Here is a 26,786-nt window from a genome sequence, read left to right as displayed (position 1 = left end):
CAACCTGGAGCCACCAGCTTCGGCGCTGCCCATGACAGCCATGGGACGCCTTGAAACGCCGCGGGGCCGCACCACTCACGTGACCGGCCCCGCGGTACCACACACCTGGATCAGCCCTTGGCGGGCAGTGCCTCCGGCACGGCATCGACCGGCGGCGGCAGTTCGCTTTCGCGACCATCCAGCGCCAGCTTCAGGCGGTCACGGTCCAGTGCGCCTTCCCAGCGCGAGACCACCACCGTGGCCACGGCATTGCCGATGAAGTTGGTCAGCGAGCGGCATTCGCTCATGAAGCGGTCCACGCCGAGGATCAGCGCCATGCCGGCCACGGGCACTTCCGGCACCACGGCCAGGGTGGCCGCCAGGGTGATGAAGCCGGCACCGGTGACGCCGGCCGCGCCCTTGGAGCTGAGCATGGCGACCAGCAGCAGCGCGATCTGGTGGCCCAGGGTCAGTTCGGTGTTGGTGGCCTGGGCGATGAACAGCGCCGCCAGGGTCATGTAGATGTTGGTGCCGTCCAGGTTGAACGAGTAGCCGGTGGGGACCACCAGGCCCACCACCGACTTGCTGCAGCCGGCCCGCTCCATCTTCTCCATCAGCGACGGCAGCGCCGACTCGGACGAAGAGGTACCCAGCACCAGCAGCAGTTCGGCCTTCAGGTAGCGCGCCAGCTTGAACACCGAGAACCCGCACAGGCGGCAGACCACGCCCAGGATGACCGCCACGAACAGGAAGGCGGTGATGTAGAACGAACCGACCAGCCAGGCCAGGTTGATCAACGACCCCACGCCGTACTTGCCGATGGTGAAGGCGATCGCGCCGAAGGCACCGATCGGAGCAGCCTTCATCAGCATGTGCACCAGCTTGAACACCGGAGCCACCAGCGCTTCGAGGAAGTTCTGGATCGGCTTGCCCTTCTCGCCGACCGACGCCAGCGCGATGCCGAACAGCACGGCCACGAACAGCACCTGCAGGATGTTGCCGTCCACGAAGGCGCTGATCAGCGTCTTCGGGATGACATCCATCAGGAAGCCGACCAGGGTCAGGTCATGCGACTTCTCGACGTAGCTGTGCACCGCGGTCTGGTCCAGCTCGGCCGGGTTGATGTTCATGCCCGCGCCAGGCTGTACGACGTGGGCCACGATCATGCCCACCACCAGCGCCAGCGTGGAGAAGAACAGGAAGTAGGCCATGGCCTTGGCGAACACGCGGCCGACCGTGCGCAGATGGGTCATGCCGGCAATGCCGGTGACGATGGTCAGGAAGATCACCGGCGCGATGATCATCTTCACCAGGTTGATGAAGGCATCGCCGAGCGGCTTCATCTTCTCGCCGATCAGGGGTTCGTAATGGCCGAGGATGGCGCCCAGGACGATCGCCACGATCACCTGGAAGTACAGCTGGCGGTAGATCGGCAACGGCTTTGCAGGCGCCGGGGCAGCGGTCGGGATGTGCATGGCGGACTCCGGGGAAGGGCGTTTTCAGGCACGTATGGCCCCGGAACTGCATGGGAGCCGATACCGTGGAAGCTGGTCACCGCCCCCTCGCTCCACGCGCAGGGTGGCGACCAATGGACGCCTTTGTACGCGCCGGGCACGCCAACGCAGATAACCTATTGGTACTAGCCCCCCGGTTCAGGTGGCCGGGACCCCTAAACTGGCCCGGCATCGCACCGCGCCGGGAGGCCGGTGGCGCGGGCTGAACGGCCCGTGGCGTCCCTGCCCAAGTTCCGGCCCTGGCGGCCGTTGTTGTCCTGACCCTACGCAATCCGAGAGAGCCGCACCCAACATGCGCCCCATTCCCACCCTGCTGGCCCTGTCGCTGGCCGCCCTGCCCGCCTTCGCGTCCGCTGCCGATTTCGACAACTGGCCGACCAAGTACGCGTTCGGCGACGGCACCGAGCTGGCGGCCACCGCCAACATCGCCTACGACTACAACGATTTCTCCTCCGGCAGTGGCCTGGACGATGACGACGCCGTGCGCCGCAAGGAATTCGGCGCCACGCTGAAGAAGAAGGGCGTGTACGACGCGATGGTGTACTACGACTTCCAGGCCGACACCTGGCTGGACGTGTTCCTGCGCCTGGAGAGCAAGGCCTTCGTGGGCCGCGACATCGGCCGCTTCCGCTTCGGCTACATGAAGACGCCGGTCGGCCTGGATGCCAACACCTCCTCGCGCGCCGGTAGCTTCCTGGAGACCGCGCTGCCGGTGCAGGCGTTCTACGCCGGCCGCCGCACCGGTGTGGAATGGGTGCTGGAGCGCCCGCAGTACCTGCTGCAGGCCGGTGCCTACGGCGGCAAGGACCTGCAGGGCGACAATCCCGGCACCACGCAGGCGGTACGTGCGGTGTGGACGCCGGTGAAGGCGCCTGGCGATGTGATCCACCTGGGCCTGGCCTACTCGCAGGAAAACCCGCGCGGCTACCGCGATGGCCGTGACGTCCATCACGAGGCCAGCGCACGGTTGCGCGCGCGCCCGGAAGCCGGCCTGACCGACATCCGCTACGTGGATTCCGGCGCGCTGGTGACCGCCGACCAGATCCGCCGCACCGGCCTGGAAGGCATCTGGATCCGTGGCCCCTTCTCGCTGCAGGCCGAAGCGCTGCAGGCCACTGTCACCCGCAACGACGGCAAGCCCGACTACACCGGCCACGGCCAGTACGCGATGGCCAGCTGGGTGCTGACCGGCGAATCCCGTCCGTACAACGCCGGCGCCGTGGCCAACATCAAGCCCGCCCACGACTACGGCGCGGTCGAGCTGGTGGCACGCTACAGCCGCCTGGATCTGGACGACGGCAGCATCCTGGGGGGGCGTCAGCACGACCTGACCCTGGGCGCGAACTGGTACCTGACCAGCCATTTCAAGTTCCAGGCCAACTACGTCAAGGTCGATGCCAGCCGCCGCGGTGTGCACAGCACCCCGGAGATCTTCGAACTGCGCGCACAGATGCACTTCTGATCCGCGCCACGGTGCGGAATCCGGCGGGCATGCACGTCATGCCCGCCCTCACTGCGTAGACTGCCGCCATGTACTGGCTCGGCCGCCACCGGATGCTGCTGCTGACCCTCCTCGCGCTGGCCGGAGGCACCGTGCTGTGCGCGATCGCGGCGGGCCACTACGCGTGGCGCAGCGCCCTGGCTGCCGAGAGCACGCAGGTCCAGCGCCAGCTGCAGCTGTACGGCCAGGGCCTGCAGCAGCGTATCGACCGCTTCGGCACCCTGCCGCAGGTGATGGCACTGGACCCGGACCTGCTGCGCGTACTGCGCACGCCGCCCTCGCCCGCCGAGCGCCAGCAGCTGAACCTGAAACTGCAGCGCGCCAACCAGGTCACCCGAACCTCCACCCTGACCCTGGTCGGCCGCGATGGCGTCGCGGTCGCGGCCAGCAACTGGGACCAGCCGACCACCAACGTCGGCGAGGACTACAGCTACCGGCCCTATTACCAGCAGGCCCTGGCCCACGGCCGCGGCCGCTTCTACGGCATCGGCATGACCACCGGCGTGCCCGGCTATTTCATGTCCGAGGCGATCGTCGACGACCGCGGCCAGCGCATCGGCGTGATCGTGATCAAGATCGAGCTGTCGGCGCTGGAACAGGAGTGGCTGAACAGCCCGGACGTGGTGCTGGCCAGCGACAACCATGACGTGGTGTTCCTGTCCAACCGCGATGCCTGGCGCTACCGCCTGCTGCGGCCGCTGGGCGCGGACGAGCGCCGCGAGATGCTTGATGCCCGCCAGTATGCCGACCGCTCGTTGCAGCCGCTGCGGGTGCGTACCGAGGATGTGCTGGCCGATGGTGGCCGCATGGTGCGCCTGCTCGACCCGGTGCTGCCGCAGGCGATGCTGTGGCAGAGCCTGGCGCTGCCCGACGAACACTGGAACCTGCATCTGCTGCACGATGCCAGTGCCGCCACCAGCGCCGGACGCGGTGCCGCCCTGGCCGGCGCCGCTGCGTGGCTGGCGCTGGGGTTCCTGCTGCTGTTCGTGCAGCAGCGCCGGCGCCTGGCCCGGCACCGCCAGCGCAGCCGCAGCGAACTGGAAACCCTGCTCAAGCAGCATGCACAGGAACTGCGCACCGCCCAGGACGGATTGCTGCAGGCAGCCACCGATGCCGACAGCGGCCTGAGCCGCAGCCTGGAGCACCTGCCGCAGGGCGTGGTGATCATTGATCGCGAACAGCGGCTGGTCGCCTGGAATTCGCGTTATCTGGAGCTGTTCCGCTTCCCGCCGGGGCTGGTCCGTGTCGGCCGGCCCATCGAAGAGCTGTTCCGCTACAACGCACGCCGCGGCCTGCTCGGGCCGGGGCCGATCGACGAGGCCATCGAGCGTCGCCTGAACCACCTGCGCAGTGGCCGCCCGCACATGCGCGAGAGCGAAAAGGACGATGGCACCGTTCTGGAGATCCGTGGCAATCCGCTGCCTGATGGCGGCTTCGTCACCAGCTACGCCGACATCACCAGCTACAAGAACGCTGCACGCGAACTGCGGTCACTGGCCGATGCGCTGGAACACCGCGTGGCCGAGCGCACCCATGACCTCGACGAGGCCCGCCGCGAAGCCGAACAGGCCAACCGCTACAAGACCCGTTTCGTCGCATCAGCGGTGCACGACCTGCTGCAACCGTTGAACGCCGCGCGCATGTTCGTCTCCGTGCTGCGCGGCAAGCTGACCGACCCGGCGCAGCAGCAGACCACCGACCACATCGATGCCGCACTGGCCGCGCAGGATGCCATCCTCAACAGCCTGCTCGACATCGCGCGACTGGAGTCAGGCAGCCTGCCCACGCGCGTGCATGCGTTCCGGCTGGGCCCGCTGCTGCAGACGCTGGCACGCGAGTTCGGCATCGCCGCGCAGACACGCGGGCTGGTCGTGGACTGGGTCGATACCCGCGCAGTGGTGGTCAGCGACGAAGCACTGCTGCGCCGCATCCTGCAGAATTTCCTGTCCAACGCACTGCGCTACAGCGAGCGTGGCCGGGTGCTGCTCGGCTGCCGCCGGCGCGGAGACCAGTTGTGGATTGAAGTGCATGACCAGGGCCCCGGCATTCCTGATGCGCTGCAGGGTGAAATCTTCGAGGAATTCCGCCGTCTGCACGATGGTCACCAGCGCGGCGCCGGCCTGGGCCTGGCGATCGTCGACCGTATCGGCCGCCTGCTCGGCCATCCGATCCGCCTTCGCTCGCAGCTGGGGCGAGGCAGCGTGTTCGCAGTGGGCGTACCTCTTGGCGATGCCAGCGCGATTCCCGCTGTTGCGCAGGCACCGGCGCTGGCACAGGAACCGGCGGCGGACAATCCGCTGCGCGGCCGCCGCGTGTGGGTGATCGATGATGATCCGCATGTCTGCGCAGCCAGCCGTGCCCTGCTGGAGCGCTGGGGATGCGAGGTGGTGCTGGCCGATGGCCCCCAGGCCGCGCTGCAGCTGGCCGGCGTGGAATCCGTGCCGGAACTGGTGCTGCTGGACGTTCGCATGGGCGACCATCACGGGCCGGTGATGTACGAAGTGCTGGCCGAGCACTGGCAGGCACGGCCGCCGGTGGTGCTGGTGACCGCCGAGCGCGACGCAGGACTGCGCGAAATGGCGGCCGAACGTGGCTGGGGCATGATGGCCAAGCCGGTGAAGCCGCCGGCGCTGCGGGCGCTGATGAGCCAGTTGCTGATCCGCCATCGCGGGTGACTCCAGCCAATGGCGCAGTCCCTCGCGGGTGACACGTAACGCAGTTCATGGTTGAGGTCGGACACGCTCCTTGTTCGTCCACCCACGGCGAAGAAAAAAAGATCAAACGCGGGTCGCGACGCCGCGCGTGCTCGTGTAGAGCCGAGCCCATGCTCGGCTCCACAGATGGCGGCCGGACAGGCTGCTTCTGCTTTTGATCTTTTTTCTTCTCCGCAGGGGCAGGCCACCGAAATCTGTCAGAGATCGGCCGGGTTGGGTTCGCGGGGGCGTCCGCCGCATGGATGCGACAGCCAAGCCTCCAGGGACGGATTCACGGCGCTCCTGCATCACCTTCCGGCTCAAGCGCCTTCACCAGCACCGCGGCCTGCGTGCGGCTGTGGCATTCGAGCTTCTTCAGGATCGCGGTGACATGCACCTTCACCGTGTTTTCGGCCAACCCCAGCGTGTAGGCAATCTGCTTGTTGAGCAGGCCATCGGCCAGGCACAGCAGCACCCGGAACTGCTGCGGTGTCAGCTGCGCCAGGCGGCTGGCCAGCAGTGCATCGGCCTCAGAACGCTCGGCCGCCATCGCCGGGAACCACAGGCCACCCTCCAGCACCGCCGTCACCGCCTCGCCAATGGTCTCGGCGGGCGCCGACTTCGGGATGAAACCGGCTGCGCCGAACTGCTGCGCGCGCCGGATCACCCGGGGATGATCGTTGGACGACAGGATCACCACCGGAATGTCCGGATGCGAGCCGCGCACGTGCAGCAGCGCGGAGAAACCGTGGGCACCGGGCATGGTCAGGTCGAGCAGCACCAGGTCCACGTCAGGATGCGCATCCAGCGCCTCGGCGAGCGCTTCGGCACTGGCCACCTCGCGCACCTGGGCAAGCGGCAGGCTCTGCCGCAATGACTGCACCACCGCCGAACGCAGCAACGGGTGGTCATCGGCGATCAGGATGGTGTATTCGCTCATGCGGCCATTGTACGGGCAGCGCACTGCATCCGCCGGGCATGGCCCGGCGCTACCAGGGCATCAGCGCCCCGCCGGCTCCACGCTGCTGCGCCAGGCATCGAGGAACTGGCGCCGCTTGAGCGCGTCCAGGTAGACCAGCAGTCCCGGCCCGAGCTGGATCGGGCGCCGGCTGCGACCGGGCGCATCATCGCGCCGGGCATCGCTGCGCACGATCGGCATCAGCCGCGCCTCGCGCGACAGCACCTGCTGGCCGCGCGGCGACAGCAGGTAATCGAGGAAACGCCGCGCCTCCTCCGGATGCGGACCGGTGCGCGGGATCACGGCCGTGCGCAGCACCACCAGCGTGTAGTCCTCCGGCTCGATGATGGCCAGTGGCGCGCCGGCATCGATGCGCGCCTGCGCGTACGAGCCGAGCACATTGTAGACCAGCGACAGCTGGCCGCTGGCGACCTTGTCCAGCAGTACCCCGGTGCGCTCCTCGCGAACCACCTCGTTGTCGCCGAGCGCCCCGAGCAGCGCACCGGCAATGCTGCCACGCTGCGCATCCTGCGTGGCCAGCAGGTAACCCACACTGCTGCGTTCGATGTCGTAGGTGCCCACCCGTCCGCACAGGGGCGCGCCTTCCGCGCGCAGCAGGTCCAGCAGCTGCCGGCGTGTATGCGGCACCTTGGCAGCGGGCAATGTGCGCGTGTTGTGGACCATCACCACCGGCTCGTAGCTGATTCCGAATGCCTCGCCCCGCCACTGTGCCCAGGCCGGCAGCGCCGCGGTCTGCGCCGAGCGGTGTGGCAGGGCATGACCGTCATTGACCAGCTTGGTCTGCAGGTCCATGCCGCTGGAGATCAGCAGATCCGGCGACGCCGGGCTGGTGCGGTCCTGCAGGTAACGCGCGTACAGATCCTGGGTGATGATGTCCTCGTACACCACTTCCGTGCCGGGATGCAGCCGCTGGTAATCGGCGATCACCACGGCGAACACCTCGATGTCGGTGGTGCCGTGGATGCGCAGCTGGGCAGTGGCGGTCTCACGTGCGGGGAAACGGCGCACATCGCCGGGTGCAGCCTGCGCAGGCAGAGCCAGCAGCAGCGCGATGACGGCGGCAAACAGGCGGATCATGGGTTGCTCCGGGGCAGGCGGATGGTGGCGATCAGCCCCCCCTGCGGGCGGTTGCTGAGGTCGATATGGCCTGCATGGCTGTCGATCACGCGTTTGACGATGGCCAGCCCCAGGCCGGCGCCACCGGATGGCACGCCTTCGCCACGGGCGAATCGCTCGAACACCCGTTCGGCGTCGGCCGCGGCGATGCCCGGGCCGTGGTCGGCAATGGTCAGCACCGCCTGGCCGCCCTCGACCGTCAGTGCGATCTGCAGCGGACCATCGCCGCCATACTTCAACGCATTGTCGACCAGGTTCTTGATCGCCTCGCGCAGCAGCAGCGCATCGCCGTGCACATGCACCTGCTCGGAAGTGACGGCCAGCTGCACGCGCGGCGCGGGACCGGCCTGCGGCAACGCATCGTGCAATGCCTGGTGCACGGTTTCTGCCAGATCCACCGGCGCGAACCGCTGCAGATGCGAACGGTGGATCACGCTGGCATCGCTGAGCAGCTGGTTGAGCAGCCGGCTCATGTGCGTGGCATTGCGCTCGATGGCCTGCAGGCTGCGCCGCATGTCCTGCGGGTCGTCATCATCCAGCGCCAGCTGCGCCTGCGCGCGCAGGGCGGCCAGCGGGGTACGCATCTGGTGCGCGGCTTCGGCCATGAACGCGCGCAGGGTCTCGTTGCTGCTCGACAGCCGCTCCATGAAGCGGTTCAGCGCCGCCACCATCTGGTCCATCTCACGGGGCACACGTGCATCCAGCGGCTTCAGGTCCGACGGTTCACGGCGCGAGAGTTCGCGTTCCACCCTCACCAGTGGCCGGAATGCACGGTGTACACCGAAGGCGACCAGCGCCAGCAGCAGACCGGACAGCACACCGATCGCCAGCAGCGACCGGTTGACCATGTCCTGCGCCACCGCCTCGCGCGCGCGCCGGGTCTGGCCGACCTGCACCAGCACCTCGCCCTGCGCGGACGCAGCAGCGAAGCTGCGGCCCACCACCACGAAGCGCACGGTCTCACCGCTGTAGCGCGCATCGAAGAACTGCGGTTGGCTCCCCGGCCGCCGGGGTGGCACCGGCAGGTCGCCGTAGCCGGTGATCAGCGTGCCGCGACTGTCCGCGACGCGGTAGAACACCCGGTCCTCCGGCGCCATCGCCAGCAGGTCGAGCGCCGCGTACGGCAGGTCGACCTGCCATTGGCCATCGGCCAGCGCCACCGAATCGGCGATGGACAGTGCAGAGGACGCCAGCAGGTGATCGTAGGAGCGATTGGCCGCACGCTGGCCGTAGTCGCGTGCGGCAAACAGCAGGGCGACTGCGAACACCGCCAGCAGCGCACCCAGATACAGCAGCAGGGTCCGCCGCAGCGAACCCGGCGCGGCCGCTGCCGGGCGCGCGTCAGCCATTGCTGTCCACGCCTTCGTCGCGGGCCTCGAGCAGGTAACCGACGCCGCGCACGGTCGTGATGCGCAGCGGCGCGTCGGCGAGCTTCCTGCGCAGGCGGCCGACATAGAGCTCGATCGCGTTCGGCCCGGCCTCGTCATCGAAGCCGAACAGGCCGTTGCCGATCTCATCCTTGCCGACCACGTGGCCCAACCGGCCGACCAGGATTTCCAGCAGACGGTACTCGCGGTTGGGCAGCTCGATGGGCTCGCCATCCAGGGTGACCCGATGCGCAGCATTGTCGAACTGGAAGCCGCCCACCTGCACCACCTCACTGGCCTGACCGCGGGCCCGTCGCAGCAGCACGCGGCAACGCGCCTCGAACTCGCGGAAGTCGAAGGGCTTGCCGAGATAATCATCGGCACCCACGTCCAGCGCCTGCACGCGGTCCTCGATGCCGTCGCGCGCGGTCAGCATCAGCACCGGCGTACTGTCGCCGCGCTCGCGCATGCCGGCCAGCACGCGTAGCCCATCAAGCTTGGGCAGGCCGATATCCAGCACCACCAGATCGAAACTCTGGTAGCGCAGCACGCTTGCGGCGGCCAGGCCATCGGCCTGCCAATCCACCGCGTGCCCACTGCGGCGCATGCGACGGATGATCGCATCGGCCAGATCCGGGTTGTCTTCAACCAGCAGCAGGCGCATGGGGACAAGCGTGGGAGGGGAAGCGAATGCTACCGCATGGCGCCCGGCCTGCCCGCCGGGCATGGCCCGGCGAGCGCAGCGGCCGCTTTTACGCTGCAACGCACAAACCGCTGACAGGCGGATGACAGCTTGCGCGACCCAGACTGCGGCCGCGCACCATCCGGTGCCCACGATTGCCGCGCGCCTGGCGCGCACCTGGGAGGGTTTGTGGAATTCACGTTTGCCTGGCCGCGTTCCGCCGCCATGATGGCCCTGGCTGCGTTGGCCGCGCCGGCCTTTGCCGCTGATGACGAGCGGCCGGTCACCGCCACGCTGGGCGGTCGCCTGCATCTGGACTTCGCCACGTTCGACAATGACAACCGCGGTACGCCGAACAAGGATGACACCGAGATCCGCCGCGCCTGGCTGGATGTCTCCGGCAGGTTCTTCGTGGTTGACTACAAGATGGAAGCCGACTTCTCCGGCGACCGTGTAGAAGCCAAGGACGTCTACCTGGCACGCAGCTTCGGCAAGGCCGGCAAGCTGACGGTCGGCCAGTTCAAGCAGTACTTCTCGCTGGATGACCGCACCAGCTCCAACTACGGCAGCTTCCTGGAGCGCGGCAATGCCGGTACCACGCTAGCGCCGCTGTACCGGCTGGGTGCCTCGTGGCAGGCCAATCCGGGTGACTTCACCTGGGCCGCCAGCGTCTACAGCCTGGAGAGCATCGATGCCTGGCAGGTGAAGGGGCGCGCCGCCGGCGGCCGCGTGACCTGGGCGCCCTCGCCCAGCGACGGCGATGTACTGCACCTGGGCCTGTCGCTGGCCCGTGAGGCGTACGACAACCCTGGCGCCAACGGTGTGCCGGCACTGCGCATCCGCCCGCGCCCCGCCGGCCATCTGTCCGATGAGAGCCGCCTGACCCTGGTCGATTTCTCCGCAGGCCGCGATACCGACGTCAACAAGTGGTCACTGGAGTACGCCCAGGTCCGCGGCCCGTTGTCATGGCAGGGCGAGTTCAGCGGTGCGACCTTCGATGACGGCGCCCAGCGCGGCGACGTCATGGCCGGCTACGGCATGCTCAGCTGGTTCGTTACCGGCGAGAGCCGCGCCTACGACCGCAAGACCGGCCGCTTCGCACGGGTGAAGGACATCCGCCACAAGGCCGGCGCCTTTGAAGTCGCGCTGCGCTACGACCGGATGTGGGGCGCGCAGCACCTCGACGGCGCTCCCGACCTGCGCCGCGGCAGCACCGAAGCCTGGACGCTCGGCGGCAACTGGTACCTGCGCGACAACCTGCGATTCATGCTCAACGTCATCGAAAGCCGCAACCGTGACCGCCTGGCCGGGATCACGGTGGACCGCACGCGCGCCGTGACCGGCCGCCTGCAGTACGACTTCTGAGCCTCTTCCGCGCCCCCCTCCGCACCCGCCCCTCCCTTTCCCACGTCCTGTTTTCTCAAGGAGTCCGCAGATGATGCTGAGCATCCTCGGCTTTGGCATGGTCATTACATTCATGTACTTGATCATGAGCAAGCGGCTGTCACCGCTGGTGGCCCTGATCACCATCCCGATCCTGTTCGCGCTGATCGGTGGCTTTGGCGCCGGCATCGACGAAATGATGCTGGAAGGCATCAAGAAGATCGCGCCGACCGGCGTGATGCTGATGTTCGCCATCCTCTACTTCGGCGTGATGATCGACGCGGGACTGTTCGATCCGCTGGTGCGGGTGATCCTGCGCTTCGTCAAGGGCGATCCGATGAAGATCGTGCTCGGCACCGCCGTGCTGGCGATGCTGATCTCGCTCGATGGCGATGGCTCGACCACGTACATGATCACGGTCTCGGCAATGCTGCCGCTGTATCAGCGGCTGGGCATGAACGCGCTGAACATGACCTGCGTGACCATCCTCGCCGGTGGCGTGATGAACCTGACTCCGTGGGGCGGCCCGACCGCACGCGCCGCCACCGCACTGCACGTTGATCCTGCTGATGTGTTCGTGCCGCTGATCCCGTCGATGGTGATCGCCTGCGCGGGCGTGCTGCTGCTGGCGTGGTACCTGGGCCTGAAGGAACGCCGCCGGCTGGGCGTGGTGACGCTGCCCAAGGGCGGCAGCTGGATGGACGGCAGCGTGTCCGACGACAGCAATGCGCTGCCGACGGTCGAGGATGCCGAGGACATCAAGCGGCCCAAGCTGCTGTGGGTGAACCTGGTGCTGACCCTGGTCCTGATGACCGCGCTGATCGTCGGCGTGCTGCCGATGCCGGTGCTGTTCATGGTCGGCTTCGCCATTGCCCTGGTGATCAACTACCCGAACCTGGCCGAGCAGCGCCGTCGCGTGGTCAGCCACGCCGGCAACGTGCTGTCGGTGGTGTCGCTGATCTTCGCGGCGGGCATCTTCACCGGCATCCTCAACAACACCGGCATGGTCGAGGCGATGTCGCACAGCTTCCTGGCGGTGATTCCGGATTCGTGGGGCCCCTATCTGGCGGTGATCACTGCCGTGGCCTCGATGCCGTTCACCTTCTTCATGTCCAACGACGCGTTCTACTTCGGCGTGTTGCCGATCCTGTCCGAAGCCGCTGGCAACTACGGCATCACGCCGGTGGAAATGGCCCGCGCCTCGCTGGCCGGCCAGCCGGTGCATCTGCTCAGCCCACTGGTGCCCTCCACCTACCTGCTGGTGGGCCTGGCCAAGGTCGAGTTCGCCGACCACCAGAAATTCACCCTGAAGTGGGCCATCGCCATCTCGCTGCTGTTGATGGTCGGCAGCCTGCTGTTCGGCCTGTATCCCCTCGCCGCCTGATCCCGTTACCAAGGAGCGTTCCGCAATGACTCTTCGCATCGCTTACGTCACCAGCGGCATGGGCAGTGTCGGCACTGCCATCTGCCAGAGCCTGGCCCGCGCCGGCCATACGGTTGTTGCCGGCTGTGCGCCGAACTCGCCGCGCAAGGCCAACTGGCTGCGCGAGCAGCGCGAGCAGGGCTTTGACTTCATCGCCTCCGAGGGCAATGCCACCGACTGGGCCTCGACCAGCGCCGCCTTCGCCAAAGTGCGCGCGGAAGTGGGTGAAGTGGACGTGCTGGTCAACAACTCCGGCGGCAGCCGCGACCTGCTGTTCCGGCAGATGACGGTGGAGGACTGGAATGCGGTGATCGCCTCCAACCTCAACGCGCTCTTCAACCTGACCAAGCAGGTGGTCGATGGCATGGCCACGCGGGGCTGGGGACGCATCATCAACATCGGTTCGGTCAGCGCCCACAAGGGGCAGATCGGCCAGGTGAACTACGCCACCGCCAAGGCCGCCATGCATGGCTTCAGCCGGGCACTTGCCGCTGAAGTAGCGTCACGCGGAGTGACGGTCAACACGCTCTCGCCGGGCTACATCGCCAGCCAGGCCATCAGCAGTTTCCCCCCGGATGTCCTGGACCGCCTGGCCGCATCGGTGCCGGTGCGGCGCCTGGGCCGTCCGGAAGAAGTCGCCGGCCTGTGCGCCTGGCTGGCCTCGGACGAGGCGTCGTATGTGACCGGCGCCGATTATCCGGTCAATGGTGGGCTGTACATGGGTTGACGTACGCCCAGACGTGGCGTGGATCTGCTTTCCTCCCCGCGGATCCACGGCGCGCTGCCCACTCCCTGTCGCAATGATGGATCCACGCTGCGATGCTCGTAATTCCATGCGTGGATTCATGCCTCGCGGAGCGCGACACCCTTGCAAGAGTCCGCCCAGCTGGAGGCTGCACTTTCATAGTTGTCCTATAGACCACGAAAGTCGCCAGACCACACCCTGAAGCGAATGCCAGCCAGGGAGGCGCGCTGCAATGCAAACGACTGCGAGGCCAACATGCACCGATCGCCTGATCGATGCCTGCTGGGGTCTGGACGTACCCGCACCCCCCGTCTTCATCCAGTCCCTCGACTACCGCGATGCGTTCAGCGAGGACTTCACTCTTACCGCCTGCGGCCTGGTGCAGGGCAGCCTGGAAGACGTACAGACACTGCAAGGTCGCGTCCTGGGACTTGGAGTGGCACAACCTGGCATCGGGCGTCGCTGGTTCTGCGGCATTGTCGATGGCATCCGGTGCACAGCGCAGCAAGGTGCGTGGCAGAACGTCTCGCTGCAGGTCGTGTCAGCGCTGGCCCTGCTGGACCGGCGAACCGCCTGCCGGGTCTTCCAGGACATGAGCGTGCCGGATATCGTCGCCTGCATTCTGGAGGAACATCGCCAGGGCAACGCCAGCATCGCCCTGGCCTTCGATCACCGTCGCTGCCTGCTGGCGCGGCATGATGTTCGCTCGTACTGCGTGCAGTTCAACGAATCGGACAAGACGTTCATCGAACGTCTGCTGGCCGAAGAAGGCATCAGCTACCGGTTCACCTTCGACCTGCTCGACGGCACGCCGCGCCACCTGCTCGTACTGAGCGACCAACCGCTGTTCGATGCTGAACGCGCCATTGCGCTACCGCTTCGTGCCGCAGGTGCGGATGACGGTACGCCCCACCTGCAGGCGTGGCAGCTGCTGCACAGGCTGCCACCCTCGCGTCACACCCTGTCCAGTTTCGACTACGCGAGCGCGCAGCAGCTGCGCGGCAGCGACGATCTCGCCATGCCTGTGAGCGCGGACGTGGCCCGCAGTGTGCAGGGCCTGGAAAGCCATCACGCGCGCACGCTGTACTACGGCAGCAACTCCACGGACATGAACCGTTACGCGCGCATGCACATGCAGGCGCAGGAACTGAAGGCCAGGACCTGGCTCGGCGAAGGCGACTTCCGCGGGCTTGCGACCGCCGACAGCATCCAGGTGGACGGACATCCCGGCACTGCCGAAGCATCACCGCCTGCCGGCTTCCTCATCAGCGGCGTGCATCTGCTTGCCACCAACAACCTCCCCGACGCCGTCCCCAGCCTCGGCCCGGCCACAGAGCACATGCCGCCGGCAGGCCGATGCATCACCCGTTTCCGCGCGGTGCCCGGCAACGTTCCCCTGCTGCCCGTGAACGCGCATCAGTTGCTGCGCCCCAATGCGCCTGGCATGCAGACCGCCACGGTGGTGGGACCGCCGGGCGAGACCGTGTACACCGATCCGTTGGGGCGCATCCGCATCCGTTTCCACTGGCAACGCGCGCAGGACCACCCGGCCGCACCGGACCCTCAGGATGAGCGCTCCTCCACCTGGGTACGCGTGGCCATGCCCAGCGCGGGTGACGGTTTTGGCCATCAGTTCCTGCCGCGTGTGGGCCAGGAAGTCGTCGTCGCCTTCCTTCACGGCGACATTGATCGCCCCTTGGTGATCGGTGGCGTCTACAACGGGCGCCATGCAACGCCACGCTTCGGCGGCATGGGCAGCCTGCCGGGCAATCGTGCCGTGTCGGGCATCCGCAGCAACGAGCACGGTGGCAAGGGATTCAGTGAACTCTCGATGGATGACACCGGCCAGTCGGTGGGGGCCACACTGCGGTCCAGCCCCTTCGAAAGCGCGCTGCACCTGGGCCACGTGGCAACACCGCGCCGTGATGGCAGCGCGCAGGCGCGTGGACAGGGCGCGGAGCTGCGCACCGATGCTGCACTGGCCTTGCGCTCGGCCAGGGGCTTGCTGGTGAGCAGCCACGCGCAGCCCGGTGCGGATGGCCCGCAGATGGCGTTGCCGGAACTGCTCGAAGTGCTTGGCACCTGCCGCCAGTTGTTTGGCACCCTCGCCGAGATGGCCACGCGTCTGCAGGCCGGCACGCCAGAGGCCGATGCACAGAGGGACCTGGAAACGGCGCTACGGGGCTGGTCGGGGGATAACAGTGCAGCAAACGAGCCCGTCATTGCCCTGGCCGCCGCAGCCGGCCTGGTCAGCGCCTCGCCTGCCAGCCAGCTGCACGTCAGCGGCCAGCACCACGAGGTGGTGGCGCAGGGCCGTGTACAGCACGCCAGCGGTGAACGCATGCAGCTGCTGGCCGGAAAAGGCCTGTCGATGTTCGTGGCCGAGGGCGGCCTGCAGGCAGTCGCCAACCAGGGCGACCTGCAGTTGCAGGCCCGCGACGGGCTGGTGGATGGCCACGCGCTGTCGGGTCTGCAGCTGAGCAGCGAGCAGGGCGAGATCGTGTTGTCCGCACCCAGCATCCGCCTGGTGGCCGCCGATGGCAGCTTCATCCGCATAGGCGACGGGGTAACCGTGGGCAGCAACGGGGCGCTGGTGTTCCATGGCGCCGACCACCGCTGGGAAGGCCCCGCGAGCGACCACTGGAGCCGGTCGTTGCCGACGGAGCCGCCACCGGTCTGCCTTCCCTGCCTGCTCAGGGCTGCAGCATCGGGGGGCGCTCGCGTACAGCTGGCGGGCGCGGCATGAATCCGCTGCCCAGTCAGTGGCACCACTGCAGCGAGCAGCCCGGCATCGAGCCGCTGGTGCTGGTGGATGGCGCGTTGCAGCGCGATATCGGAGCCCGCTTGGCGCGCTGCGCAGGCGGCGCCGTTTCGCTGTTTTCCGATCTACCCGAAGCGGCACAGGCACTCGGTCCCTGGCTGATGCCATCTGGCCAGGCCACATCGCTGGGGCTGGATGGCAGTGGCCCGGGAATGAACTGGCTGGCAAGCCACTGGACCTTCGAAGACACGCTCATGCACCTGCGCCATTGGCTGCGCGATGGCGACGCTGTCGGTATGCACTACACCCGGCTGGCAGACGGGCGTGTGCTGCGCGCGGCGGTACAGGTGTGGCGCCCTGCGCAGCTTGTCGCTTTCGCCTCGCCGTGGGCCGGGTGGTGGCTGGCAGACCGGGATGGGCGGGCGCTGCGGCTGACGCTTCCCTCGCTGCCTGCGATGGCTGCCGATGAGGATGCGTCGCCGGGATGGGATGCAGACCAGGCCGCAGCGCTGGTCGAACTGGAGCTGGCCGATGCGCTGCTGCAGTCGCTGAAGCCCGCGCTTCGCTCCACGGCGTCAGCCACAAGCCGCGAAGCGCGCCACGCCTTGGCGACAGCGCTGATTGCCGCAGCGCGGCAGCAGGGATACGTCGAGCCGACCGATCTTGCCAGTTGGATTGCCTGGGGAATGCTTTGCGGTGAGGACGCCGAGGCCCTGCGGGCGCATCCCGTGCACGCACACGAACTGCGAGGCGCTGATCTGTGGATGGCGCTGGGTAATGCGGATCGAAATCGCTCCTCCACCGCTTCCGACTGACTGATGGGGCCCTGGTCACTGATTGTGCACGCTCACCTCGCGACGCCAACGACTCCGGCACGCAGTACAAGTGCAGGAACCTCTTTGATGACGGAGGACTTGGCGAACATGTCCAAGCGTGAGATCGAGCGGCATCGCCAGAGCTCCACAGCACGCCTACCGACGGGCTTCTCCCACCAGACCTGGTCACTGGTCGTCGTCGCAGCATTGTGCGCATGCGCGCGTGCAGACAAGGCATACGAGCCACCCGCATACATCGGCAGCAATCTGACCTCGATGGATTACGAGCCAACCGACACCTTTGTTCGGCCGGTCTATGTAAACGGGAAAGGGGGCGACAGCGCGGGCACAGGGGGCAGCACCATGCTGGGCGTCCTCGCTCTGCCCACCCGCTGGTATCCCGGCCTGACGGTTCGTGTGAAATGGCGGCGATGTGAGGCAGGCACAGAGTACGTGCCTGATGAACCGGTAGATGAAGGCTGCCGCTGGGCGGAGAAGGATGTACCGGTCCAGCCCTACACCTATGTGGCCGAGACCTGGTTGCACATCTTTGAGAACGACGAAGTGCTGGTCATCCCCAGTGCGTTTTCACCCCGCCACCCCGATTATCCCGGCGCGCGTTACCCCTACAAGAACTTCAATGAGAAAAGAGGCATTGGCGAACATGAGTAAGCTGGATATCGACAGGCCTCGCCAGCGCTGCACCGGGCGTCTGCTTGCGATGCGGAGACAGCTCAGGCCAGTGGCGATCCCTGCCTTGCCACTGCTCGTGGCCGCAGTGCTGTGCGCATGCGCGCGTGCAGACAAGGCATACGAGCCATCCGCATACATCGGCAGCAATCTGACCTCGATGGATTACGAGCCAACCGACACCTTTGTTCGGCCGGTCTATGTGAACGGGAAAGGAGGCGGGCGGGCAAGCACCGGGGCGAGCACCGCATTGGGCGTCCTCAGCCTACCGACCCGCTGGTATCCCGGCCTGACGGTTCGTGTGAAATGGCGGCGATGTGAGGCAGGTACAGAGTACGTGCCCGATGAACCGGTAGATGAAGGCTGCCGCTGGGTGGAGAAGGATGTGCCTGTCCAGCCCTACACCCATGTGGCCGAGACCTGGTTGCACATCTTTGAGAACGACGAAGTGCTGGTCATTCCGAGTGTTCTCTTCCCAAGTGACCCAGATTATCCCGGCGCGCGTTACCCCTACAAGAATTTCTTCGATAAGCGAGGAATTGGTGAGCATGAGTAAGCTGGATATCGGCAGGCCTCGCCAGCGCTGCAACGGGCGTCTGCTTGCGATGCGGAGACAGCTCCGGCCAATGCTGATCGCAGCATTGCCACTGCTCATGGCCGCAGTGCTGTGCGCATGCGCGCGTGCAGACAAGGCATACGAGCCATCCGCATACATCGGCAGCAATCTGACCTCGATGGATTACGAGCCAACCGACACCTTTGTTCGGCCAGTCTATGTGAACGGCAAAGGAGGCGGACGGGCAAGCACCGGGGCGAGCACCGCATTAGGCGTCCTCAGCCTACCGACCCGCTGGTATCCGGGCCTGACGGTTCGTGTGAAATGGCGGCGATGTGAGCGGAATCTTGACTATGTACCACGCGAGCCAAGGGACAAAGGCTGCCGCTGGGTGGAGAAGGACGTGCCTGTCCAGCCCTACACCTATGTGGCCAAGACCTGGTTGCACATCTTTGAGAACGACGAAGTGCTGATCATTCCGAGTGTTCTCTTCCCGAGCGACCCAGACTATCCCGGCGCGCGTTACCCCTACAAGAACTTCAATGAGAAGAGAGGCATAGGAGAGCATGAGTAAGCAGAAGATCGAGCATGCCTGGCTTCCCGGCGACGCACCGGCAACCCTGCACTTCAACCCCGTATCGCCGCAATTGAGTTCTGGCATGGTGCCGTGCCAGATCACAATGCAGTTTTCCATCTTCTTTGATGGCACGCGCAATCACGCAGATGAGGACAGGCCAAGCGGATCGCACAGCAACATCGCGCGTCTGTCCGATGCCTGCAATGACGGGATTGAGGTCGGCCAGCACATGCTCTACATTCCAGGTGTCGGCACTCCGTTCCCGCCCATCGGTGAGCACGAACCGCACCCGCTGGGCGCGCGCGAGGGTGCCTACGGCGACCGTCGTCTGCGCTATGCATACCTATACATCGCCAATCGAATCGCCAAGCTCAGCGGCCACCCGGCGATTGTCGAGGAAAACGAGCCGACATTCATCCGCGCCATCGAAGACGAGAAACAGGTAAAGATCTGGACCGCGGCACTGGTCAACATTCTCGCCAATCCCAAACCGGCCGCCCCCCACATCGCCAGTATCACCCTGGACTTGTTTGGCTTCTCACGGGGCGCCACGGCAGCACGCACGTTTCTCAATCAGCTTGTCGAGTGGGCCGGCGACAACCAGCCCAGCATCTGCGGCATTCCCTTTCGGGTGCGCTTCATGGGGCTGTTCGATACCGTGGCATCGGTGCATGTGGCCGACTCGGTGCCCGTGCTACCCGGCGATGGTCATCTGAAATGGGCCGAGCCGCGATACATGGGCATTCCCGGGTTCGTCGAGCAGTGCGTGCACATGGTTGCAGCCCACGAGGCGCGAAACTCGTTTCCGCTCACCACCATCCGCGCATGGCAGGGTGAAGCGCCGCAGCGGCTGGAGATCATCTACCCCGGCATGCATTCCGACGTGGGCGGTGGCTATGGCCCGATAACGCAGGGCAAGGGCACGAACCAGTCCGGCGCCATTCGCCAGCAGCAGCAGGACATGCTGTCGCAGATTCCGCTCAACGACATGTATCGCAGGGCGCTGGCAGCGGGTGTCCCGCTCATGGATGGCGCCGCACTGGCGCGCGCAAAAGTTTCTGCCGACTTCGCCATCTCCCCCGAGCTCCAACGCGCGTTCGATGCACATCAAGCGCGCCTTGGCAGCTTCAAGGGCGGCGCCCCCTTGATGCAGCAGCTGCACCACCACTACCTCGACTACATCGGCTGGCGCCGCAGTGTGCTGCGCAGGAACGACTACATCGCCCTGCCCTTCGTCCGGCAGTGCAAGCCCGCCCTGCTGCAGGACTACATCAACCTTGACCAGTCCAACGTCGAGCTGCACCAGGATGTGGAGGCCTGCGAAGGCGTTGGCGGGACCATCCGCAGCATGGTGAGCCGCTGGTCCGGGGCCTACAGCTACGCCACGGGTTTTCCGCCCATGCGCGAGATGTACCAGCGCTATTGGAAGACCTCGCCCGCCCCTTCCCCCGCGGTCCGCACGCTGCTGGAAGACCATATCCATGATTCACGGGCTGCCTTCGTGCTGACCGACCCCCAGTGCCAACGTGACTACGACACGATGCACAAGCAACTGGAGGAGAAGGACCGGCGCTACAAGGAGGCGCGACGCCGCTACGAAGAGCGAACGCTGCCGGAATATCGACGACGCATGGAGCGGAATCCCTCCAGCCGTGAAGAAGAACCACTCCCACCGGTCGATCCATTGGGTATTGAGGACAGGCGAGCGCTGAAGATCTTCCGGGATGGGGGCCAACCCATCTTCACCGATGCAAAACCGGCATCGGCCATGGATGGAAAAGCCGACGTCCTCGACGTTATCGCGATGGCCACCCGGCGCGAGCCCCGCTGGAGCTACCTGCGTCGCCGTCAGGTATTTCGCATCACGTCCGCCGCGACGAATACTGTAAGGCCGTCTGGGCCACTGGCGCAGCCGTCCGCGGCCATCAGGCCACTCGGAATGAGCCAGCGTCTGATGTATCCGGACGGTTCACCATGAGCCGCTCTGTCTGGGCCCTGGGTTTTCTGCTGCTGGCCCTGGCCTGGTCCGTACTGATGGTGCTCTACGCAACAGACCCGGCAGAGAGCGCCGGCACTGCGGCGCTGGTACCGTGGCTGGCAGGTATGATCGTGGCCGCTCTCGCATGTACGGCGGGGCATGCGCTGCAGCAGGCGTTTGTGTCTCCGCCGGCTCGCCCTTCCCCACAAGCGCCCGCGCAGGCACCATCAAGCGTGGTCGCCGCACTCCATGTGCGCGCGTGCCACGCGTGGATTGCGGGTTGCCCTGCGGCGGAACTGGCGTCCGCGCAGGCGCTTGATCAGTACACCACGCCTGCAGCGCGTAGCGACGTTGACAACGACTCCGCTGAACACGGCATGCGACTGCAGGTGCAGCTGGCCCTGGCAATGGACATGCTGGCCTCTCACGTCCCGGATGGTGGCCCGTTGCCGATCCTGACGCTGGCACCGCCAGTTACAGGAACCGGCCGCTATGCGGCCCGGCATTGGCCGGGCCTGATGAAAATGCAATCCGATCAGTCTGCTCGACTGCTGGTGCGCGAACGCGATCTGGACGGCCCCTCCCTTGTGCCGCTGCTGCAGGACCTGCACAAGATGATGGATGAGACAACCCTGTTGGACAGCATCGCGCTGCTCAGCATCGATGGGCGCCTTGTCCGCGGCGACACAGCGCAGCAGACGCCGCGCCAAACTCCCAACGACAGCATCGTGCTGCTCTGGGTCAGCCGCGAGCAGCTGCCGTCACGCATCCGCAATGAGTCCGTTGCCGGAGCGCGTGCTGACACAGATGCCCTGCGCGTGCCCTACCAATGGTGGCGAGATGAAATGGAGTCGATGATCCCACCGCGCTTCGCCACACCCGAAACCCATGTCCACCCGAGTTCGACCTGGCGGCAAGCCATGTCTGGCGAGATGACGGAGGGCGTTCCAGACCGCGCCACGGGTGCACATGACCCCTGGTATCCCGCACCGTGGACACACGAGCAGGTTGTGCAGTGGGACGCTGCTCCCGTGTTGGCATCGCTGCCACCTCCGGCCTTCATCCCGATCCTGCCGCACATGGACGTTCCGACATCCGCGGGTCCCCTTCAGCAGCGCATCGCAGAAGCGTGGAACGCGCTTGCCACCAGCCTGCCCGACAGTTCGCTACATATCTGGTACGACAGCCACTCTGAGCCAGGTTGCCTCCACGCATTTCGGCTTGCCCTGGCTGGTCTGGCCGAGCCCATCAACCTGGTCGACCCGGAACACGCCACGGACATCCATTCCCGGGTGGGAGTGTTGGGCAGTGGTGCAGGCGCGTCGATGCTGTCGTTGGCCATACACAGTGCAGGCAACCATGTGGTCGTCGTTGCATCCGCAGATGGACTGCTGCTGCAGCCGGTCCTTTCGCGCATCCCATCCAATCAGTCGCTACACGAGGAAACTGCATGAGAACCTATACCGCGCTGCTTCTGGCATGGGTGCTACCGATCACGCTGGCAGCATGCAAGAAAGACGCCCCGCAGGCCGCTGAAGCTCCTCCCCGCCCCTGGTACGCCCCGGAGCCCTGGAAGGCAGGCCCCGAAGTCCCGCAGCCGCTGCTGCAGACTGTCTGGAAGCTGAGCCACCTTCCGCTGGACGACCATCACCCTGCCGTACAGCTGGACCCTCGCTCCCAGGCGGGCTTTGTCATCTTCGAGGCCGATGGCAGCCGTCTCACCGGCTTCGCGGGTTGCCAGCCGCTGACCGGTGTCTACCATCTGGAAGGCGAGCAGACGCTGGCCATTGAAGCCGTTGCCCGCACGGGTGCGCGCTGCCACAAGGCCATGTTCGACACGGTGGGTGACCGCTTTGCCACCGCACTCAGCACCGCAACCGGCTACCGCTTGGGCAAAGACGACGCGGTGCTGGAACTCCTGGACGGTGAACGGGTGACCGCCACACTGATCTATCGCGAACCGCCTCCGGGCCGGTGGTGACGCCATGCGCTCTCCCATCTGCCAAGGCGATTCCACGACGGGCGGCGGCGAGGTTATCCGCTGCCAACTCGCTGCCACCCACCGCATCAATGGTCATCCGTTGGCGGTGAGGGGCGATTACGCCACCTGTTCCCTCCACCCCGGCGAGCACAGCTTCGTCGAGGGCAGCAGCACCCATCTGGCCATGGGTCTGCCGATCGTGCTGGAAGGCCACCGGCTCAGCTGCGGCTGTCATGCCATTGCCGGCAAGGCCGCGCACATCGAGGTGGGGTGAGCCCCCCCGATGATCCGCATCCCCTCCACGCGCAGCGCGGATCTACCCGCACTTCGGCAGATCCACGCCTTCCCTGGATGCGCCCCCTTCCAATCAGAACTCCGCCGCCACCGTCATGAACACCTGCCGCGGTGCGCTGGCGTGGATCGCGTAGCGCTTGCCTTCCGGGTCGGTCGGCGCGAACGAGCTCAGCTGGCCGGCGTAGCGCTTGTTGGTCAGATTGGTCGCGTTCAACGAGACCCGCACGTTGCGCAGTCCCAGCCCAGGGCCGAAGTCATAGCCGGCACCCGCATCGAAGGTGGTCACGCCCGGCACCGACTGATCGTTGGTGTAGGTGTAATAACGCTTGCCGGTGTACTTGGCACGCAGGCTGGCGAAGAAGCCATCGCGGTTCCAGCTGATTTCGCTGGAGGCCATGCGCTGCGGCGTGTCCACCGTGATCTTGCCGGCCACCGGCACCACCGCGCCGCCGGAGATGTAGTCATCTTCGTAGGTGGTCTTGTTCCAGGACAGCGCGTTGTACCACTGCAGGCCATCGACCGGCTTGAGGATGAAGGTCAGTTCCGCGCCGTGGCTCTTCACCGAGCCGACGTTGATGAAGCGTGTCACGCACTCCGGTCGGGTGCCCACTTCGATGCTGGAGCACGGGTTCAGTGACAGCAGGCGGTTGTCGAACGTGACGTTGTAGGCGGCGATCGAGGCCTGGTACTTCTCGCCGAACGTGCGGAAACCGGCCTCCAGGCTCTTCGACTTTTCCGGTTCCAGGTCGGCGCTGGCAGCGAACGATTCCGGTGCCACCTGCAACGGGCCGCCACTGCCACCACCGACGAAGGCGGCGATGTTCTCGGCATACGAGGCGAACAGCTCGTTGTTGGCGTTGAGCTTGAAGCCCACGCCCAGCTGCGGCAGCACCGACTCCTTGGCCGTCAGCGTGCCGGACGCCAGGCGGGTCTCCACGCCCGGGCGGGCCGTGGCACGCATGCGGGTGTTCGGGCTCTTGATGCCGACATCAACGGTCAGGCGCTGGTCGAGGAAGCGCATGCGGTCCTGCACGTAGAACTGCTGCGTGCGGATGTCGTAGTCCTGGTTGAACAGCAGGCGGTCCGGATTCTTCAGGTACAGATCGTCCAGGAACGGACCGCTGATGTAGTAGAAATTGCGCGACACGTTGTGGTCGTTCTGCTCGTACCACAGGCCGGCTTCCAACTCGTGGATGCCAGCCGTCCATGACAGCGCTGCGGTCACGCCGTCGCGGTTGATCGTGTAGTTGGTGCTGCGGATGGAGATCGGCAGCATCCGGTCGGTGCCGGGGTAGGACGGCTGGCCCGGCGCCCACCAGTGACCCTGGCCGCGGTTGTCATGGTGGTAGGCCAGCAGTTTCAGGCGGCCCTGCTCGCCCAGGCGAAGGTCGGCATCGATCGAGTACAGGTTGTCATCGCGCAGCGCACGGCTCTGGTAGTACGCATCGTCGATGCTGGTGACGCCGCCACTGTAGGCACACCGCGCCGGATCACGCGTAGCCGGCGCGCAGTAGGCTGCGGCCACCGCGCGGTTCCAGTCCGGCGCATAGATGTTCCAGTCCCAGCCCAGGCCCCGGGCCAGCATGTCCTTGGACAGGTAGGCGTAGTTGGCCTGGCTGGCACGCGAGGTCGCCACGAACGCGCCAAAACGATGGTCGCCCACGTTCCACACGGCCTTGGCATTGAACTGGCGGGTGGTCTGGTTCTGATGCGGCGCGGCCCACATGTCCTGGTCCTGGTGAACGCCGGAGACATACGCAGAGAAGCCGTTGAGGTCGCCCGTATCCACGCGCAGGTAACCACGGCGCTGATTGTCGTCGCCGACGGTGACGCTGGCACGGCCGCCGAACTCGGTGGACGGATCGGCCGAGAAGTACTGGATGGTGCCGCCGAGGTTGCTGGTCGAGGCCACGCCGAGTGAACCGATGCCCTGCGACAGCTCGGCGCCGGCCAGGTTTTCGGCGATCAGCGCACGGGCGATGCTCAGGCCGTTGTAGTTGCCGTAGCTGTTGTCGCCCAACGGAATGCCATCGAGCGTATAGCCCAGCCGGCTCTTGTCGAATCCGCGCAGGCTGATGGTCTGCGACTCCTCATTGGCGCCGAACGCATCGTTGGACTGCACCGACACGCCCGGCAGCCGATCGAGAATCTTCTGGCCGCTGGTGCCTGGCGGGAGCACCTGCTTGTCGACGCTGGTGATGCGCTGCACCTGACGGGTCTCGCCTTGGCCGATCACCGAGACGGTATCCAGCGTCTGCGCGCTGGGCGCGGCGTCGATATCGGCGGCGAAGGCGCTGGCAGCGGCGGAAAGCGCGATCGCTACGGCGATCGTCAGGTGTCGAGTCTGCATGGTGGTCCGTTGCATGGGGGATGGGCACCGGCGTACGTGCGCGATGCCGCCCCACTATGCGAACGGAACATGAAAGCTTCTTTACGGAGGTGTGTGCCCGCTGGACGCAGTTCCTGCACGAACATCACTCCGGCGCCAGCTGGTCCATCCGTATCCGGTTGGCAAACAGCGAAAACGCCAGCATGCCGGCCAGGCCATTGGCCCGGCTGACCCAGTGCGGCAGCCAGCGTGGTGGCTTCAACACCCCGGCCTGGAACAACGGTGCGAACGCGATGGCGTCCTGCAGGCTCATCTTGCCCGCGAACAGCCACCGGCAGACCTGCAGGCGATCCTCGGCCAGCATGTGGCGGAAGAAGGTGTGCACCGATACCAGCCCGCGCAGGTACACGGTGTCCTTGGTGAAGGCCAGCCCGCCGCCGGGGGGCACCCCGCGGAACACGCGCTGGGCCGATGCGAAGCTCTCTTCCGGGTTCTGCCCGGCATCGCAGAAGTAGCGGAACACCTCGATGAAGTCGGCGCCCTCGCGGGCCATCGCGATGGCTTCGGTACGCAGGCTGATCCGCTTCAGGCGCTCGATGTCGATGCTGCCGGTGATCTGCTCGGCAAACGTGGCCAACCCTTCCTGGGTAGCCGTCACCCGCGGTGAGGACAAGGCCAGGCTGGGCAGCACCGGTTGCTCCCGGCCATTCAACGCGGTCAGCGAATGCACCAGCGCTTCGTGATGGAACAGCTGTGCACGATCGTAGGCGCTGAAGCGCGCACTGGTACGCAGGCGGATCCGCGTCGGTCCGGCGGCCGCCTTGGACACCAGTTCCGGGTCCAGCTGCACCTGGATGATCCGCGATTCGAAGAAGGCATCCAGATCGTTCTGCAGCTGCAGTTGCAGCGCGATCGCAGACACCGGCACCTGTTCTTCCGGCGCCAGCAGTTCATGGTCCAGCTCGGCCGCGATCTGGATGAAATGGCGCGCTGCATCGCGCGTGCTCGGGCCATTGCCCGGCAAAGGCTGTTCGGGGGCGCCGAACAGCTGCACCGAACAGGTGTCCACCGCTGCGGTACCCAGGCCCTCCAGCAGGCGTGCGGCCAGGTCCCAGCTGTGCGCGGACTGCTGCACGTAGTGACCCAAGGGATGCCCCGCGTCGCAGTCGGCGGCGATGGCTGCCAAGGTGCGGCGTTCCTCGCTGAAATCCAGCTTCGGGTAGTCCACCTTCGGCAACTGCGGTTGCCCGCGCGCGACGCTGTCCAGGAACGGTGCCTGCACCGTCGCCGGCCAGCTGGTCAGGCCCAGCAGGCGGATGCCACCCACGGCCTCGACCAGCCGCGCGTCGAGCGCCGCATGGTGGGCCACCTCGCGATCCAGCACGGCGGTCGTTTCCATGCGCGGACTATAGCGCCCTGCCAG

Annotated in this window: 21 protein-coding genes; 14 read left to right on the top strand and 7 right to left on the bottom strand. The window is 66.3% G+C overall.

Annotation, left to right across the window (positions count from 1 at the left end; all coding sequences use genetic code 11):
- Positions 1-110 precede the first annotated feature (110 nt).
- Positions 111-1,454 (bottom strand): dicarboxylate/amino acid:cation symporter, encoded by a 1,344-nt coding sequence (locus AC5P76_RS00335; RefSeq protein ID WP_053517411.1) that lies wholly within the window; start codon positions 1,452-1,454, stop codon positions 111-113.
- 331 nt (positions 1,455-1,785) lie between these two features.
- Here AC5P76_RS00335 and AC5P76_RS00330 point away from each other — a divergent pair, with 331 nt between their 5' ends.
- Together AC5P76_RS00330 and AC5P76_RS00325 are read left to right on the top strand one after the other, a co-directional pair.
- A complete protein-coding gene (locus AC5P76_RS00330; RefSeq protein ID WP_053517412.1) occupies positions 1,786-2,955 on the top strand; it encodes an OprO/OprP family phosphate-selective porin in 1,170 nt (389 codons plus the stop codon).
- Positions 2,956-3,023: 68 nt separating this feature from the next.
- A complete protein-coding gene (locus AC5P76_RS00325) occupies positions 3,024-5,669 on the top strand; it encodes a hybrid sensor histidine kinase/response regulator (protein WP_253118296.1) in 2,646 nt (881 codons plus the stop codon).
- Positions 5,670-5,979: 310 nt separating this feature from the next.
- On the opposite strand, the gene AC5P76_RS00320 is transcribed toward AC5P76_RS00325, so the two are convergent.
- The 4 genes from AC5P76_RS00320 to AC5P76_RS00305 are packed head-to-tail and all read right to left on the bottom strand — an operon-like array spanning position 5,980 to position 9,813.
- Positions 5,980-6,627, bottom strand: coding sequence for a response regulator (locus AC5P76_RS00320; RefSeq protein WP_053517414.1), 648 nt, complete (start codon positions 6,625-6,627; stop codon positions 5,980-5,982).
- A 60-nt stretch (positions 6,628-6,687) separates the two neighbouring features.
- The gene (locus tag AC5P76_RS00315; protein ID WP_253118295.1) at positions 6,688-7,743 is read right to left on the bottom strand and encodes an ABC transporter substrate-binding protein; all 1,056 of its coding nucleotides are present in this window, start codon (positions 7,741-7,743) and stop codon (positions 6,688-6,690) included.
- Complete coding sequence (locus AC5P76_RS00310) at positions 7,740-9,131, bottom strand: sensor histidine kinase (protein WP_065181726.1); 1,392 nt, start codon at positions 9,129-9,131, stop codon at positions 7,740-7,742. The genes AC5P76_RS00315 and AC5P76_RS00310 overlap by 4 nt, the downstream gene beginning before the upstream one ends.
- Positions 9,124-9,813, bottom strand: a complete 690-nt coding sequence (locus AC5P76_RS00305; protein WP_065181727.1) for a response regulator transcription factor — start codon at positions 9,811-9,813, stop codon at positions 9,124-9,126. Before AC5P76_RS00305 ends, AC5P76_RS00310 begins: the two co-directional genes overlap by 8 nt.
- A 243-nt stretch (positions 9,814-10,056) precedes the next feature.
- Here AC5P76_RS00305 and AC5P76_RS00300 point away from each other — a divergent pair, with 243 nt between their 5' ends.
- From AC5P76_RS00300 to AC5P76_RS00245, 12 genes are all read left to right on the top strand, one after another.
- Positions 10,057-11,196, top strand: a complete 1,140-nt coding sequence (locus AC5P76_RS00300; protein ID WP_065175123.1) for an OprO/OprP family phosphate-selective porin — start codon at positions 10,057-10,059, stop codon at positions 11,194-11,196.
- A 73-nt stretch (positions 11,197-11,269) separates the two neighbouring features.
- The gene (locus AC5P76_RS00295; protein WP_495222658.1) at positions 11,270-12,598 is read left to right on the top strand and encodes a CitMHS family transporter; all 1,329 of its coding nucleotides are present in this window, start codon (positions 11,270-11,272) and stop codon (positions 12,596-12,598) included.
- A gap of 25 nt (positions 12,599-12,623) precedes the next feature.
- Entirely contained in the window at positions 12,624-13,364 is a 741-nt protein-coding gene (gene phbB / locus AC5P76_RS00290) for an acetoacetyl-CoA reductase (RefSeq protein WP_053517420.1), read from the top strand.
- A 250-nt stretch (positions 13,365-13,614) separates the two neighbouring features.
- Positions 13,615-16,128 (top strand): type VI secretion system Vgr family protein, encoded by a 2,514-nt coding sequence (locus AC5P76_RS00285; protein ID WP_253118294.1) that lies wholly within the window; start codon positions 13,615-13,617, stop codon positions 16,126-16,128.
- Entirely contained in the window at positions 16,125-16,958 is an 834-nt protein-coding gene (locus AC5P76_RS00280; protein WP_253118293.1) for a DUF4123 domain-containing protein, read from the top strand. The genes AC5P76_RS00285 and AC5P76_RS00280 overlap by 4 nt, the downstream gene beginning before the upstream one ends.
- A 108-nt stretch (positions 16,959-17,066) precedes the next feature.
- Positions 17,067-17,630 (top strand): DUF3304 domain-containing protein, encoded by a 564-nt coding sequence (locus AC5P76_RS00275; RefSeq protein WP_253118292.1) that lies wholly within the window; start codon positions 17,067-17,069, stop codon positions 17,628-17,630.
- Positions 17,623-18,204, top strand: a complete 582-nt coding sequence (locus tag AC5P76_RS00270; RefSeq protein WP_253118291.1) for a DUF3304 domain-containing protein — start codon at positions 17,623-17,625, stop codon at positions 18,202-18,204. The genes AC5P76_RS00275 and AC5P76_RS00270 overlap by 8 nt, the downstream gene beginning before the upstream one ends.
- Positions 18,197-18,778: a DUF3304 domain-containing protein gene (locus tag AC5P76_RS00265; protein WP_253118290.1), complete on the top strand. Its 582-nt coding sequence runs from the start codon at positions 18,197-18,199 to the stop codon at positions 18,776-18,778. The genes AC5P76_RS00270 and AC5P76_RS00265 overlap by 8 nt, the downstream gene beginning before the upstream one ends.
- Positions 18,771-20,759, top strand: coding sequence for a T6SS phospholipase effector Tle1-like catalytic domain-containing protein (locus AC5P76_RS00260; RefSeq protein WP_253118289.1), 1,989 nt, complete (start codon positions 18,771-18,773; stop codon positions 20,757-20,759). Before AC5P76_RS00265 ends, AC5P76_RS00260 begins: the two co-directional genes overlap by 8 nt.
- The gene (locus AC5P76_RS00255; RefSeq protein ID WP_253118288.1) at positions 20,756-22,213 is read left to right on the top strand and encodes a DUF2875 family protein; all 1,458 of its coding nucleotides are present in this window, start codon (positions 20,756-20,758) and stop codon (positions 22,211-22,213) included. Before AC5P76_RS00260 ends, AC5P76_RS00255 begins: the two co-directional genes overlap by 4 nt.
- On the top strand, positions 22,210-22,740 hold the full coding sequence (locus tag AC5P76_RS00250; RefSeq protein WP_253118287.1) for an META domain-containing protein: 531 nt from the start codon (positions 22,210-22,212) through the stop codon (positions 22,738-22,740). Before AC5P76_RS00255 ends, AC5P76_RS00250 begins: the two co-directional genes overlap by 4 nt.
- Positions 22,741-22,744: 4 nt before the next feature.
- Entirely contained in the window at positions 22,745-23,014 is a 270-nt protein-coding gene (locus tag AC5P76_RS00245; protein ID WP_253118286.1) for a PAAR domain-containing protein, read from the top strand.
- A gap of 93 nt (positions 23,015-23,107) precedes the next feature.
- Here the strand turns inward: AC5P76_RS00245 and AC5P76_RS00240 are convergent, their stop codons facing one another.
- Both AC5P76_RS00240 and AC5P76_RS00235 read right to left on the bottom strand, forming a co-directional pair.
- Positions 23,108-25,384, bottom strand: coding sequence for a TonB-dependent receptor (locus AC5P76_RS00240; RefSeq protein WP_253118285.1), 2,277 nt, complete (start codon positions 25,382-25,384; stop codon positions 23,108-23,110).
- A gap of 124 nt (positions 25,385-25,508) precedes the next feature.
- A complete protein-coding gene (locus tag AC5P76_RS00235) occupies positions 25,509-26,762 on the bottom strand; it encodes a flavohemoglobin expression-modulating QEGLA motif protein (RefSeq protein ID WP_065175125.1) in 1,254 nt (417 codons plus the stop codon).
- Positions 26,763-26,786 lie beyond the last annotated feature (24 nt).

The sequence above is a fragment of the Stenotrophomonas sp. YJH_SMC_36 genome, assembly GCF_059369935.1.
The sequence above is the reverse complement of the archived record's forward strand: the minus strand, read 5'-3'. Positions and strand labels throughout refer to the sequence as shown.

Excerpts from the sequence above, each read along its gene's own strand:
- AC5P76_RS00335 (WP_053517411.1), bottom strand. The coding sequence starts at position 1,454 with ATGCACATCCCGACCGCTGCCCCGGCGCCTGCAAAGCCGTTGCCGATC.
- AC5P76_RS00330 (WP_053517412.1), top strand. The coding sequence starts at position 1,786 with ATGCGCCCCATTCCCACCCTGCTGGCCCTGTCGCTGGCCGCCCTGCCC.
- AC5P76_RS00325 (WP_253118296.1), top strand. The coding sequence starts at position 3,024 with ATGTACTGGCTCGGCCGCCACCGGATGCTGCTGCTGACCCTCCTCGCG.
- AC5P76_RS00320 (WP_053517414.1), bottom strand. The coding sequence starts at position 6,627 with ATGAGCGAATACACCATCCTGATCGCCGATGACCACCCGTTGCTGCGT.
- AC5P76_RS00315 (WP_253118295.1), bottom strand. The coding sequence starts at position 7,743 with ATGATCCGCCTGTTTGCCGCCGTCATCGCGCTGCTGCTGGCTCTGCCT.
- AC5P76_RS00310 (WP_065181726.1), bottom strand. The coding sequence starts at position 9,131 with ATGGCTGACGCGCGCCCGGCAGCGGCCGCGCCGGGTTCGCTGCGGCGG.
- AC5P76_RS00305 (WP_065181727.1), bottom strand. The coding sequence starts at position 9,813 with ATGCGCCTGCTGCTGGTTGAAGACAACCCGGATCTGGCCGATGCGATC.
- AC5P76_RS00300 (WP_065175123.1), top strand. The coding sequence starts at position 10,057 with ATGATGGCCCTGGCTGCGTTGGCCGCGCCGGCCTTTGCCGCTGATGAC.
- AC5P76_RS00295 (WP_495222658.1), top strand. The coding sequence starts at position 11,270 with ATGCTGAGCATCCTCGGCTTTGGCATGGTCATTACATTCATGTACTTG.
- phbB (WP_053517420.1), top strand. The coding sequence starts at position 12,624 with ATGACTCTTCGCATCGCTTACGTCACCAGCGGCATGGGCAGTGTCGGC.
- AC5P76_RS00285 (WP_253118294.1), top strand. The coding sequence starts at position 13,615 with ATGCAAACGACTGCGAGGCCAACATGCACCGATCGCCTGATCGATGCC.
- AC5P76_RS00280 (WP_253118293.1), top strand. The coding sequence starts at position 16,125 with ATGAATCCGCTGCCCAGTCAGTGGCACCACTGCAGCGAGCAGCCCGGC.
- AC5P76_RS00275 (WP_253118292.1), top strand. The coding sequence starts at position 17,067 with ATGTCCAAGCGTGAGATCGAGCGGCATCGCCAGAGCTCCACAGCACGC.
- AC5P76_RS00270 (WP_253118291.1), top strand. The coding sequence starts at position 17,623 with ATGAGTAAGCTGGATATCGACAGGCCTCGCCAGCGCTGCACCGGGCGT.
- AC5P76_RS00265 (WP_253118290.1), top strand. The coding sequence starts at position 18,197 with ATGAGTAAGCTGGATATCGGCAGGCCTCGCCAGCGCTGCAACGGGCGT.
- AC5P76_RS00260 (WP_253118289.1), top strand. The coding sequence starts at position 18,771 with ATGAGTAAGCAGAAGATCGAGCATGCCTGGCTTCCCGGCGACGCACCG.
- AC5P76_RS00255 (WP_253118288.1), top strand. The coding sequence starts at position 20,756 with ATGAGCCGCTCTGTCTGGGCCCTGGGTTTTCTGCTGCTGGCCCTGGCC.
- AC5P76_RS00250 (WP_253118287.1), top strand. The coding sequence starts at position 22,210 with ATGAGAACCTATACCGCGCTGCTTCTGGCATGGGTGCTACCGATCACG.
- AC5P76_RS00245 (WP_253118286.1), top strand. The coding sequence starts at position 22,745 with ATGCGCTCTCCCATCTGCCAAGGCGATTCCACGACGGGCGGCGGCGAG.
- AC5P76_RS00240 (WP_253118285.1), bottom strand. The coding sequence starts at position 25,384 with ATGCAGACTCGACACCTGACGATCGCCGTAGCGATCGCGCTTTCCGCC.
- AC5P76_RS00235 (WP_065175125.1), bottom strand. The coding sequence starts at position 26,762 with ATGGAAACGACCGCCGTGCTGGATCGCGAGGTGGCCCACCATGCGGCG.